This window comes from Nocardia sp. NPDC051990 (assembly GCF_040680755.1).
GTDB lineage: Bacteria > Actinomycetota > Actinomycetes > Mycobacteriales > Mycobacteriaceae > Nocardia.
The window spans coordinates 186,722-200,160 of record NZ_JBFAXH010000002.1 but is presented as its reverse complement, the minus strand read 5'-3'; the positions used below and the strand labels follow the sequence as shown (position 1 = coordinate 200,160).

Genomic DNA, 13,439 nt, shown 5'->3' with positions numbered 1-13,439 from the left:
CAGTTCAAACCTGCCCGAATCGCCCTATCTGGTCATCCACCCGGAGCGGGTGCGTGAGAACTACCGCGCACTCCGGGCCGCCGTATCCGGAGCCCGAATTCGCTTCGCGGTCAAGGCGAGTCCGGTGCCGGAAATCATCCGTCTGCTCGACCATCACGGCGCGGAGTTCGATGTCGCCAGTGTCGGTGAGATCGAGCTGTGCCTGCGCGAGGGCGTCGACCCGGGCCGCATGTGCTACGGGAACCCGATCAAGAAGGCCGCCCATATCGCGGCCGCCTACGCCGCGGGCGTGCGCCGCTACGCCTTCGACACCGAGGACGATCTGCTGCGCATCGTCGAGCACGCGCCGGGCTCGGAGGTCGAGTGCCGGTTCCTGTCCTCGGCGCCGCAGTCGACGACGCCCTTCGGCACCAAATTCGGCTGCTCCCCGACCGAGGCGCTGCGCCTGCTGGTACGCGCCCGCGATCTCGGACTGATCGTCGGTGGTCCGTATTTCCACGTCGGCTCCCAGCAGACCGATCCACGGGCCTGGCGCATCGGTATCGAGCAGGCGGGCCGCATCGTGACAGCGTTGGCGGACAAAGATATTCCGGTACGCACCGTGAATATCGGTGGCGGCCTGCCCATTTCGTACGTCGAGGCAGCACCCGCGCTCGACGATATCGGTGCCGTCATCGCCGCCGCCGCCGCCGAATTCCTGCCCGAGACCGCCGGACTCGTCGTCGAGCCCGGCCGCGCGCTCGTAGGTTCGGCGGGCACCATTCACGCCGAGGTCATCGGCGTGCGCAGCGCGCCGGACGGACGGCGCTGGGTGTATCTCGACATCGGCCGCTACAACGGAATGGCCGAGACCGAGAACGAGTACATCGCATACCGCTTCGTCACCGAACGTGACGGAGATCCCGTGGACGAAGCGGTGGTCGCCGGACCGACCTGTGATGGCGACGATGTACTGTATCAACGCACGAAGGTCCTTCTTCCGACCTCGTTGCAAGCCGGTGATCGCATCCAGATCCTCGATACCGGCGCCTACACCGCGAGCTATTCGTCGGTGTCCTTCAATGGTTTTCCGCCCTTGACCGTTCATGTCTCGGGCGCTGAGCGAGAGTGAGTTTGCCCATGACGGCGGAATTCACCGGCTGGCATGTGCTGGCCGAGTTCGGTGGTGTCGATGCAGATCTCTGCGACGATCTCGAACGACTCGAATCGGCGTTGCGTGAGTCTCTGATCGCGGCGGGCGTCACCATCTGCGATGTCGTACACAAGAAGTTCGATCCGCAGGGGGTGACCGTCCTCGCGCTGTTGTCGGAGTCCCACGCCTCGATTCACACTTATCCGGAGTCCGGCGACATCTTTGTCGACGTCTTCACCTGCGGAAGTATCGGCGCCGGCGCGTCGAAGGCCGTCGAGCTACTGCGCGATAAGTTGTCTCCCAAAGATGCTCGCGTACAGATCATCCAGCGCGGGCACGGCTCGACACGGATCGAGGAGCCGGTCGGCAATGGCCTGACCCGCATCTGGGATCTGCACGAGGTCATCGTCGACACCCGTACTCCGTACCAGCACATGGTGATCGCGCGCACCGAACAGGGCATCAGCCTGTTCTCCGACGACGATCGCCAGTCGACGGAGTTCTCCCAGCTGACCTATCACGAGGCGATGATGGTCCCTGCCTTCGCGCTGGCCGCGAAGCTGGACAAGGTCCTGATCATCGGCTCGGGTGAGGGTGTGGCCAGCCAGATGTCGGTCGCCGCGGGCGCGACGCTGGTGGATCACGTCGATATCGACCAGCGCGAGGTCGAGTTGTGCGCTGAGCACCTGCCCTACGGTTACACCAGCGACGAGCTGGCCGCCGCGGTGAAGGGCGAAGGCCCGGTCAAGGTGCACTACGCCGACGGCTGGGACTTCCTGGCCAACGCGTCCGAGGCGGGTACCCGCTACGACGTGATCGTCATCGATCTGCCCGACGAGCGGGTCGAGGACGCGCAGCACAACCGGCTCTACGAGTCGGAGTTCCTGTCGCGATGTCAGGCACTGCTCGCACCCGGCGGCGTGCTCAGCGCACAGGCCGGATGCGCGACGATGTGGCGCAACGAGACGTTGAAGCGCTCATGGAAGCGCTTCCACGACCAGTTCGACACCGTGGTGCAGTACGGCAGTGATGAGCACGAGTGGACATTCCTGTTCGGGTTGAACGAGCGAATCGATGACCCGGTGCAGGCGATGACCGATCGGCTGGGCACGCTGCCCTACCGCGCCGACACGATCGACGCGCGCGCGCTGGTGCGCGGCGCGATCGAACCGCACGCACTGCGCGTTTAGCAGCACTCACGAATCGCGCCGGCTCCCAAGGGATTTTCCCTCGAGCCGGTGCGACTCTGCGTTCGGCCGGGTGCGCGCGACCGGACTCGGTTTTCCGGACTTGTCGGAGGGGGCCGCTACATTCGGTGTCGATGACGTTCCAAGAGACCGAGGGATTGATGATCCAGACTGCGCATGCCGATGAGGATCGGTGGGCGGTGCCCGCCGAATGGTGGACGGAGGCACTGCCGTTCCGAGGGTTGGGGCCCGTCCGGGCGCCGGGTGTGACCGAGGATGCGGCAGCACAATGGGTGGCGCTGCTGGCGGAGAACACCGAATCTATTCGACGGTTGTTGTCCCACAATACTTTTCAATCGGATGCCGAGCTTGCACACGCGGCAATGACAATTCTCGACCAGCCGGACGGTCACACGCCGCTCGGGGTGGCGGCGGTCGCGCTGGCCAGTTGGGCCATGTCCGAGGATTGGCGCTGGGACGAGTGGAACACCCGGATCGCCGATGGCTGGATCGCGCGCTATGGTGCGGGCTTCGCCGCGGAGACCGCGGTGCGGTTCGCCGGGCTGGGTTACAGCTATTCGGGACAGCGTCACCGGCTGCCGATGCGTCTGCCATCGGATTCGAACGGTGATCGTGGGGCGTACCAGGTGCTGGCTCGGGTCCGGGCGCACCTCGCGGTGCTGTCGGATGCCGAATACCGCGGCGTCATCGCCAGGCTGTCCGAAGTGCGAGCGTCGGGTCCGCGCTCGGCGCGCATCGCGGCGACCTATCTGATTCCCACCCAACAGGATTGGCTCGACAGCGAACTCGCTGCCGATGAACCGGTGGACAGTCGCGGGCCGTTCCCGCTGCTCATGACCTGCGCCACGGATATCGCCCAGCTGGACCTGCTTACCGAGCGCTTGAACGAGAGCCCGTTCTCTCCCAACCCGCACAGCTACGACGCTGGGCGGAGTCGCGCCCTTCGCAGCGCCCTCGCACATATCGGGCCCGACTGCGCCGCGCTGGTCGGCCGTGCCCTGAACCAAAAGGACCTGCCCAAGGATTACGTCGAGGTGCTGGCCGAGGTATTGGCCCAGTTACCCACCGATCAAGCATTCGAGCTTCTGCTCCGTCATCTCGACCGCCCGGGTGCGGCGGACGCGGTTTTCGCTGCGGTGCAGCGGTTTCCGCGACGGGCGATGCGACTGCTCGCGGCGTCCGCGCGGTCGTCCAGCACGCGGTATCTCCTGCGGACCCATGCGACGACGCATCCGGAGCTGGCGGTCGAATTCGGGGCAGCATCCGAGCACCAGCCGACATGTACCGAGGATCAGCTGCCCGAACTGCTCAGGAATCCTCCCTGGGAGCGTTCCTATGAAAGCCCACGTCCCGTGGTGTTGACCGCCATTGCCCAGCCACGACCGATCGGGCTGGATTGGGCCCCCGGCGAACAGGACGAGTGGGCGGCGATCCGCGTCGCAGTGCCGGCGTACTTCGGCACCGACTGGGCGGACCGGATCGCCGATGCAGTCGAGCAGCGACAGTGGTCGGTTGTCCCTATCTTCGCCGCCGCACCGCCGGACCTCGTCCGGAAGTACCTGCCCACCGCGAAACCGGCCCATCTGTGGGACGCCGAGGATGGAATGCGTCGCATTCTGGCCAGATTCGGCACCGAGGCGCTCGACTGGGTCCTAGCCAGTGCGCGGGAGAATCGTCCGACCCTCACCGCGGTGATACCGCCGATCACCGGCACGGAAATCACCCGGTTGATGACGAAATGGCTCGGCGGAAAACTCACCTCGGTCACCGCACGAGCCTGGTTCGACCGCCATATCGGCACGGCCGCAACGGATCTGATCGGAGACGCACTGGCCACACCGGGCCGGGACCGAACGGCGGCCGAATCGGCACTGCGCATACTCACCGGCCGGGGCCACCGCGCCGCCATCCTCGCGGCCGCCAATGCACTCGGCGCCGAGGTCGGTGCCGCGATCACCGCGATCATCGATACCGACCCTCTCATGTTGCTGCCGAAGAAGATCCCCGCCGCCCCGTCCTGGCTGGTCCCCGCCGCGCTGCCGCCGATCTTGTTGCGGGACAACGGACTCGCGCTTTCGGACGCCGCCGTTACCAACCTGTGCACCATGTTGGCGATGCCGGGTCCGAGCGGTGACTATGCCGGTGTCGAGCAGGTCGCCGCGATCGCCGAACCCGCATCGCTGGCGGCGTTCACGTTGGAACTGTTCGAGGCGTGGAAGCTCGCGGGGTATCCGCCCAAGCAAGCTTGGGTGCTGCGCGCACTCGGCCTGTTCGGCGACGACGAAACCGTGCGGCGGCTCGGCGCTCTCATTCGCCTCTGGCCGGGCGAATCCGCCCACGCCAGAGCCGTTTCCGCATTGGATGTGCTTACGGCCATCGGCAGTGATGCGGCGCTCACGCAGCTGGCGGGCATCGCGGACAAGGTGAAGTTCAAGGGTCTGAAGACCAAGGCGCGGGAGAAAGTCGCCGAAGTTGCCGCCGAACTCGGTCTGACACCGGACGAGCTCGCCGACCGGTTGGTGCCGACCTTCGGCCTCGATGCGAACGGGACCATGGTCCTGGACTACGGCCCACGCGGATTCGTCATCGGCTTCGACGAACACCTCGCACCCACCGTTTTCGACGCCGCACGCGACGACGGTGGGCAGTGGCGCGCCACCACCCGCCGCAAATCGTTGCCGAAGCCCGGCGTGAAGGATGATCCAGAACTCTCGATGGCAGCCTATAAAGCGTTCGGCGCCTTGAAGAAAGAGGTGCGTACCGGGGCCGCCGATCAGATTCGGCGCTTCGAGCGGGCAATGGTCACCGGTCGGCGCTGGACGGCCGATACGCAGCAGCGCCTGTTCGTCGAGCATCCACTCCTGTGGCATCTGAGCCGACGACTGGTGTGGGCCACCTTCGATGAAACCGGTACCGTCACAGGCTCTTTCCGCATTGCCGAGGATCGCACCCGCGCCGACGCCCACGACGATGCTGTTATCCTCGCCGATGACGTACTGGTCGGCATTGCCCATCCGCTGCATCTCGCCGATACGCTCGGCGCATGGGGTGAGGTCTTCGCCGATTACGAAATCCTGCAACCGTTTCCACAGCTCCAACGCGAGGCTCACGCACTCACCGAGGAAGAACGCGCCGGAGTTTTCCTGCCCCGATTCCATCGGCACACCCTGCCCACCGGCAAGGTCCTCGGCCTGACCAAATACGGATGGGAGCGGGATACCCCGCAGGACGCCGGTATCCAGGGCGCGATGTTGCGGACCGTCGGCACGGATCTGACGGTGATCGTCGAACTGGATCCGGGTATCGCGGCCGGATATGCCATGGAATTCGATGAACAGAAGATCACCGAGGTCAAGCTGGTGAGCGGGGCGTACACCCGCTGGCAGCCCACCGCCGCCGAGCACACCTTCGGCGAGCTCGATGCGATCGTCGCATCGGAACTGTTGCGCGAGTTGGAGATCCTGACCAATGGCCGCTGAGGCAGTCCTCGATTCGACCGATGCGCTGACCGCGTCTGAAATACTGCGCGATATCGCTCGGCTGAAGGCAGGACAACTGTGACGACGACCGAGAATCTGCAGCGACCGCCGGCCGAACTGCGCTGGGCCGAGGATTTGGCGCGGCTGCGTGCGGGCGATACCGCACCGCGGCCACCCGGGTGGGCGCTGTCCATCGATGCCGCCAAGCGGTTCATCGTCGGTGATCCGGCGCTCGGTATCGAGCGCAAATTCGTCGGTGACGCCTCGCTCATCGATCGGGCGCTGGTCAGCCTGGCCACCACGCGCGGGCTGCTCTTGACCGGCGAGCCCGGCACCGCGAAATCGCTACTGTCCGAACTACTCTCGGCCGCAATCTCGGGCGATTCGACACTTACCATCCAGGGCGGCGCGGCGACCACCGAGGACCAGATCCGGTACGGGTGGAACTATGCCCTGCTGGTCTCCGAGGGGCCGTCGCACCGCTCGATCGTGCCGGCACCGATGCTGCGCGGCATACGCGAGGGTAAGATCGTGCGGTTCGAGGAGCTGACCCGGTGTCCACTGGAGGTCCAGGATTCGATCCTTTCACTGCTGTCGGACCGGGTGCTCGCGGTGCCGGAGCTGAGCGAAATGGTCTACGCGGTGGACGGATTCAACGTGATCGCCACCGCCAATACCCGCGACCGCGGCGTCAACGATATGAGTGCCGCGCTCAAGCGCCGCTTCAACTTCGAGACCGTCTTCCCGATTCCGGACCTACGCACCGAGCTGGCACTGGTCGAATCCGAGGCGACGGCGCTGCTGACCCGTTCGGGCGTGCCCGAGGCGCCACCGCGTGACGTGCTGGAGGTGCTGGTCACCACCTTCCGTGAACTGCGCTCCGGCGCTACCGATGCCGGCGATTCCCTGGATCGGATGTCGGCGGTGATGAGCACCGCCGAGGCCGTCTCGGTGGCGCATGCGGTCGGCTTGCGGGGCTGGTATCTGCGCGGCGAACCGGGCAATGCCGCCGATATCGTCGAATGCCTCGCGGGCACGGCCGCCAAGGACAATCCGGACGATCTCGCGCGGCTGCGGCGGTATCTGGAACAGCAGGTGCCGCGCAAATCCGGTCGGGCGTGGAAGGCGTTGCACGACGCCCGATTCCAGTTGCCGGGCTGATCGACCGTGCCAACCGGTCCGGTCACCTTCCTCGGCGTGCGCCACCACAGCCCCGCCTGCGCGCGTTTGGTGCGCGATACCATTCGCGCCCTGCGGCCCGCGCATGTCCTCATCGAGGGCCCCGCCGATATGAACGGCCGCTTGGATGAACTGCTGCTCGGACACGATCTGCCGATCGCGATCTTCACCAGCTATTGCGACTCCGCTACCCGCCATCTGTCGTGGGCGCCGCTGTGCGACTACTCCCCCGAATGGGTCGCCCTGACCGAAGGCCGTGCCATCGGCGCACAGGTCCGATTCATCGACCTACCCGCCTGGCATCCGGCCTTGGCGGACACCGAAAACCGCTATGCCGATGCCGAACGCCGCTACGACCGAGCCATCTCCCGCCTGTGCGCGGAATTCGGCGTCGACAATGTCGACACCCTGTGGGACCACCTCTTCGAAGTCGGCGACGAAGCAACACTGCCCACCCGAATCGACACCTACTTCGACCTGGTACGCGGCGAGGATGCGGCCGCAGACAGCGACCACGCGCGCGAGGATTACATGTCGCGGTGGATTCGTGCGGCATTGGCCGATGTCACCTGGCAAGCGCAGCGCGTAGGTGCCGCTCCGGCTCCAGTTGTCGTGGTCACTGGAGGGTTTCACCGACCCGCACTCGTTCGGCGGATTACGGCACTCGGCGACTCATTCGTCCCGTTGACGGCCAGCCCAGTGACCGCGGAATCGCGGACCCAAGAAACCGAACCCACAGCCGAGACCGATTGGCCGGAGATTCCACGCTTCCCCGACGAGAGTGTCGGCGGCAGTTATCTGGTGCCATACGCCTTCCGCCGGCTCGATGCCTTCACCGGCTATCAGTCGGGGATGCCATCGCCCGCGTATTACCACAGGCTGTGGCACGATGGCGCATCCGTCGCCGCCGACGGCATCACCGAGGCTGTGGTTGCGCGGTTGCGTGGGCGCGGACAAGCCGTGTCGACCGCCGATCTGATCGGGGCCCGAGCCCTCACACTCGGGCTCAGTCGGTTGCGCGGGCATATCGCACCCGCGCGCACCGACGTCCTGGACGGGTTGGCGGGTGCGCTGATCACCGAGGCACTGGATCGGCCGTTGCCGTGGACCGGGCGCGGGCAGTTGCGGCCCGGTACCGATCCCGTGGTGGTGGAGATGGTGGCGGCGCTCGCGGGTGACACCGTCGGCCGCCTGCACGAGCTGACCCCGCATCCGCCATTGGTCGCCGACGCCGAGCGGGAACTCCTACGCTGTGGCATTCCGGAATCCGGTCGATTCACTGGCGATCTGACCACCGCCGCCGGACTCGATGCGAGCCGCGTCCTGCATCGGCTGCGGGTGCTCGAGATTCCGGGATTCGAGCGCAACAGCGGTCCGGCCGCCGACCGCGCACCGGAGCTCACCGAAATGTGGCGGATTTCGAGCACTGAACTGCGACTCCCCGCACTGATCGAAGCGGGCGCGCTCGGTGCGAGCTGCGCCGAGGCCGCCGCCGCCCGGCTCGGCGACCGTTTCACCGACAGTGGCGCCGACCCGGCCGCCTTGGCGGCCATTCTGTTCGACGCCACCCTCTGCGGATTGTCGGAACTGGCCGACGACATTGTCGGGACCATCCGCACCCTGATCGGATCAAGCAGCGACACAACAGCTCTCGGCAGATTGCTGGCGGTCGCTCTCGGATTGTGGCGGCACGACAGGATTTTCGGCACCAGCGCCTCGCCCACCCTCGGGGTGCTCATGGACGCCGTCGTCATCCGCCTGCTCTGGCTGGTGGAAGGAATTCGCGGCGGGCCCGGACCCGCCGACGACGGCCTCTTGCACGCGCTCATCGCCGTCCGCGATGTCGCGCTGCACGCCGAATCCACCATAGGTGTCGAACGAATCGATCTCACCGGCGTCTTCGGTCGATGCGCCGCCGCCGATCGACCCCCGGCACTGCGGGGCGCCGCCGTCGGCATAGTCGCGGTGCTCGAACCCGAGCGCACGACGACCGACCTCGCCCGAGCCGTCCGGCTGGCCGCGGCGCCCATCGTGCTCGGCGACTTCCTCGCCGGTCTCTTCGCCCTCGCCCGGGAGCAGGTTCTCGTGGATCCCGCTGCTGCCCAAGGCAGCCAGGCGTCCTCGCTCATCGCGGTCCTCGACGACCTCATCGCCCGCTTCACCACGCCCGACTTCCTCGCCGCTCTACCCGCCCTGCGCCTCGCCTTCGCCTGGTTCCCGCCCCGTGAACGCGCGGCCATTGCCAACCGCCTACTCGAACTCCGCGGGGTCACCGGCTCCGCCGCCGCTCTACTCCGCCTCCCCGCCGACCCCGCCCTGGTCGCTCGTGCACAGGCCGTCGAACTTCGGGTAGACGAGCTGCTCAGCGATCACGGACTGATCGCTATCGCGGCCAACACGCCCGCCTCGGTGAGCCGAGCTCTCGACGGTGTCCCCGATGCGGGCGACACGCGCATCCCACACAGCGACCGCCTGCATGTCGGGCCGCCGGAACAGGATTCGGCGCGCGAAAGCCTCCAGCCACATGTCGAGGCAACGGGCGAACATCCCGCTACCGACGACGGTTCCCACCCCATCGTGCCGCGAGCGGCGATGACGGCAGGTGTGTCGTCCGCATCGGTTGAGATCGCGAGCAACACCACGCCCCGCATGGCCGATCGCCGATCTGGCCCCGGGCGGCAGAGCGACCAGCAAACAACCGAATCGGCATGCACCGCAGATCATTCGGACACCGCGACCGGTCATCGCGCTACGGGCGTCGACCGTGCGAGCTCGCGCATTCGGCTCGACCAGGGAACCACGTCAGGGACGAGGCCGCCCGAATCCGGTAGCAGTGCAGCGAGTTCCGGTGTGGCAGCCATCGATCCGGTGCTCGAACGATGGCGGCTCATCCTCGGATCCGCAGGGGCGGCCGCGAGCGCTCTGAGCGGCCAGGGTGCGGCACAGGATGCCGCGCTCGACTGGCTGTACGAGCGTGACGACGATATGGATCGACGCGATGTTCGACGGACCGGCGGGGGCGGTCCATCGCTGGTCAACGCGGTGGACTGGCTCGACGATATTCATCGGCTGTTCCCGAAGACTACGATCGAGCGGCTCGAACGGGATGCGGTGCAGCGTTTCGGATTACACGAGGTGATTACCGATCCTGGTGTGCTGGAACGGCTCGAGCCGAATGCCGAGCTGCTCGGTGCGGTCTTGCGCACCAAGCATCTGATGAATCCCGCCGTGCTGCGGATGGCGCGGCGCATTGTGGAGCGGGTGGTGCGCGAGCTCATGGCGAAATTGGCGACCGAGATCCGTACCAGTTTCACCGGAACCCGCTCACGTCGGCCGAGCCGCCTACCGCGCGCCGCCGACTTCGACTTCCCGAAGACAGTGCGCACCAACCTCGCGCACTACCGACCGCAAGAACGCAAGCTCTATGTCGAGACCGCGCATTTCCGGGCCCGTTCCCGACGGCATATGGATACCTGGCAGGTCATCCTGCTGGTCGATCAGTCCGGTTCCATGGCCGGCTCGGTCATCCACTCCGCCGTCACCGCAGCGTGTCTGTGGGGTCTGCCCGGCATCAAAACCCATCTGATCGCCTTCGATACCGCGGTCGTCGATCTCACTGCCGACGTCGACGATCCGGTCGAGCTGCTGATGCGCGTACAACTCGGCGGCGGCACCAATATCGCCCGCGCCGTCGCCTACGCCGCCCAACTTGTTGAACATCCGCGCCGCAGCATCATCGCCGTGATCAGCGACTTCTATGAGGGTGGTGACCCGGCCTGGTTGATCCGCACCGCGGCCGCCCTGGTCGCCGATGGCACCATCGTGCTCGGACTCGCCGCCCTCGACGAACAGGCCGATCCAGCCTTCGACCGCGATATGGGGCAACGACTCGCCGACGTCGGCGTCCATGTCGGCGCGATGACACCCGGTGAACTCGCCACCTTCATCGCCGAGACGATCGGATAGCCGATGCGTGCCGACCTCCTCGCCCTCACCGACGACTCCCTCATCGCCCTCGCCAACCGCGGCATAGTCAAACGCGCGATCAAGGAAAACGCCGCCACCCCACCACAACTCACCGAAAATCCGGACACCACCATCGAGGCCGACTTTCCCGACGGCACTCACACCACCCTGCCTCCAGGTGTCACCGTCGACGCCGCGCCCTGCTCCTGCGGCGCACCTACGCTCTGCCGCCACCGGGTAATGACCGTCCTGGCCTACCGCGACACTCGGACTGCGGCCCCCGCACGCACACGAACCATAGTCACGACGCCAGACGCGCCCAACTCCGAAATAGCCGAACCGAATTCGACACCGACCGACGCCACGGCGCCGGATCCCACAGACGCCTGCTCCCCGGAGACCGGCTCTCGGTCTGGTGAGCCACACGCGGGCAACCTGTCGTCGAACACTGACGAACAGCCGCGAACTGGCGACGCGAGTTCCAACCGCCTCGGGCATCGATCTCCAGCACTCGCCGATGGCCGCGATACGACCGGCGACCTACCGCACTCCGACGACACCGGCAGATCTCCGAGCACCGACTCTCAGCTGACCGAGTCGGCATCGGCAGTCTCCGGCGAGGCAGCGGAGCCGGAAACGGACTTCGTCGGTGTCGCCGGCGATCAACCAGTACAAAATTCGGTCGATGTCCCAGCACGGCACCCGCATATAGCCGACTGGGAATCACCCGAGTTGATGCCATCCGACATACCGACCGGCGACCCGCATCCTCATACCAGCACGATCAACAGTCACACTTCGCATACAGGTTGGACGCCTGGTGATTTCACTGACGACCAACTGAACGAGTTGCTGGGCAAGCGCGCGTTCACGGCGGCTCGTCGTGCACGGCGGACCGGGTATCGGGCTACCGTACGGCGCGCGACGGCCCAGGATCCAGTGCCTTCGGTCGAGCTCGCCGCGGTGACAGTACGGTTTCTGGTTCCCGGCGATCTCGGGTATGCGCGGGCCGATGCCGCGCGTGGTGCACGCCCGGACGCTATCGCGTTGGCGGTGTGGGCATTTCAGGTGGCCAATGCGCTGAATCAATCCGCCGAATCGGTCACGGTGACGGTAGGTGATGCCGCGGATGGCGCTGCGGCGGTATCGGCCGTCCGGCAGATTCTGGCACCGCTAGCCGACCTGCTCGCCGATGGTGTGGCTCATGCCGGGCCCGGACTACCCGCCATTTTCGCCAACGCACGCCGCGACCTCGACCGCGCGGGTGCGCGGTGGCCGCATGACGCGCTCGACGATCTGCTCGACCAACTCGCCGCCCATCGGGATCGCAGTGCGCGGCACGACCCGGTCCGAACGGCGGCACTCATCGCGGAACTCGTTGCGCGACAACGTGCCTGCAGGCAAGACTGGGTTCCGGTGCTCGGAACCGAGGAACCGGCCGAAACCCCGCTGCGGCATCTGCGACTGACCGGTCTGGGTGCGCGAGTCGACGGCGATGCCGAAACCCGCGGTGTCGAGCTGTATCTCGCGCATCCGGAGGCGCGCATCGTGCTGACACTGCACCAGTCGATTACCGTTTCCGCAGATGCCGAGCCACCCGAGGGCGCCGCGCTCGGCGCGCGTCGCAGTGGCCCGGCCCGCATCGCCGATATCGCGGCGGGCAATGTGGTCACCGAAAGCGCCGTCCGGTCCGCAAATCGTGCGGTGCGCCTTGCCAACAGCCGCGTCGCCCGCACCTCGGTCATGCCCTCGTCAGGTGCGTGGGAGACACTGCCACCGGAGCTCTTGATCGGCGATCTCGACGCGGAGTCCGCGCGCATTGCCGCGCTCCCACCAGCACCCATCCGTCCCCGCGTCCGCGGCGAATCGGTGCGCGCCCTCATAGTCGATGCTGTCGAGGACATCCGCTACCTCCCCGGCGAACAACGCCTGGTCGCCCAACTACGCGGACCGGTCGGCACCGCCACCGCGATCTGCATGCATTCCAGTACGACAGCAGGTGCCATCGACGCGCTCACCGAGTCCCTTTCCGGCGCAGTGGGTCCGGTCCGCTATGTCGCCGGGATCCTCGAGCGCCATGCGGGTCACCTCACCATCACTCCCACCGCTGTCGTCGCGGGCCAACGCGTCATCGTTCCGAGCTTCGCGCCCACCGGAACCCTGGCACCACCCAACGGATCAGCAGCCATAGACGACCCGCTCACCGCAACCATCACCACCGCACTCGCCCTTACCGCCGAGGTAGCCCACCGCGGCATCCGCCACCTACCACCGAGCTGGTTCGATCGCGCCACCGATGCCGCGGGGACTATCCGCCGCCACGGTTTCACCAACGCAGCCGCCACCCTCGACACACTCCGCACCGCCCTATCCACCCCCACCTCGACAGATACCACCCTAAACCTCTGGTCCGACACCCACCTCCGCCTCCTCGTCACCGCCGAGCAGCTCTGACTATGGCGGATCCACCCCGTG

General features: G+C 66.6%; 6 protein-coding genes. All 6 read left to right on the top strand.

What is annotated here, in order from left to right:
• The first annotated feature begins 10 nt into the window (after nucleotides 1–10).
• Complete coding sequence (locus AB0L63_RS04525; RefSeq protein ID WP_364495622.1) at nucleotides 11–1,111, top strand: type III PLP-dependent enzyme; 1,101 nt, start codon at nucleotides 11–13, stop codon at nucleotides 1,109–1,111.
• Between the two features lie 8 nt (nucleotides 1,112–1,119).
• Complete coding sequence (gene speD / locus AB0L63_RS04520; protein WP_364494516.1) at nucleotides 1,120–2,322, top strand: adenosylmethionine decarboxylase; 1,203 nt, start codon at nucleotides 1,120–1,122, stop codon at nucleotides 2,320–2,322.
• A 131-nt stretch (nucleotides 2,323–2,453) separates the two neighbouring features.
• Nucleotides 2,454–5,819, top strand: coding sequence for a DUF4132 domain-containing protein (locus AB0L63_RS04515; RefSeq protein WP_364494514.1), 3,366 nt, complete (start codon nucleotides 2,454–2,456; stop codon nucleotides 5,817–5,819).
• A 78-nt stretch (nucleotides 5,820–5,897) separates the two neighbouring features.
• Nucleotides 5,898–6,980, top strand: a complete 1,083-nt coding sequence (locus AB0L63_RS04510) for an AAA family ATPase (protein ID WP_364494511.1) — start codon at nucleotides 5,898–5,900, stop codon at nucleotides 6,978–6,980.
• A 6-nt stretch (nucleotides 6,981–6,986) separates the two neighbouring features.
• Nucleotides 6,987–10,964 carry a DUF5682 family protein gene (locus AB0L63_RS04505; protein WP_364494508.1) on the top strand — a complete coding sequence of 1,326 codons (3,978 nt, stop codon included), beginning with the start codon at nucleotides 6,987–6,989 and terminating at the stop codon, nucleotides 10,962–10,964.
• A 3-nt stretch (nucleotides 10,965–10,967) separates the two neighbouring features.
• Nucleotides 10,968–13,418, top strand: coding sequence for a hypothetical protein (locus AB0L63_RS04500; RefSeq protein WP_364494505.1), 2,451 nt, complete (start codon nucleotides 10,968–10,970; stop codon nucleotides 13,416–13,418).
• The last annotated feature ends 21 nt before the right edge of the window (nucleotides 13,419–13,439 follow it).

Excerpts from the sequence above, each read along its gene's own strand:
- speD (WP_364494516.1), top strand. The coding sequence starts at position 1,120 with ATGACGGCGGAATTCACCGGCTGGCATGTGCTGGCCGAGTTCGGTGGT.
- AB0L63_RS04515 (WP_364494514.1), top strand. The coding sequence starts at position 2,454 with ATGACGTTCCAAGAGACCGAGGGATTGATGATCCAGACTGCGCATGCC.
- AB0L63_RS04500 (WP_364494505.1), top strand. The coding sequence starts at position 10,968 with ATGCGTGCCGACCTCCTCGCCCTCACCGACGACTCCCTCATCGCCCTC.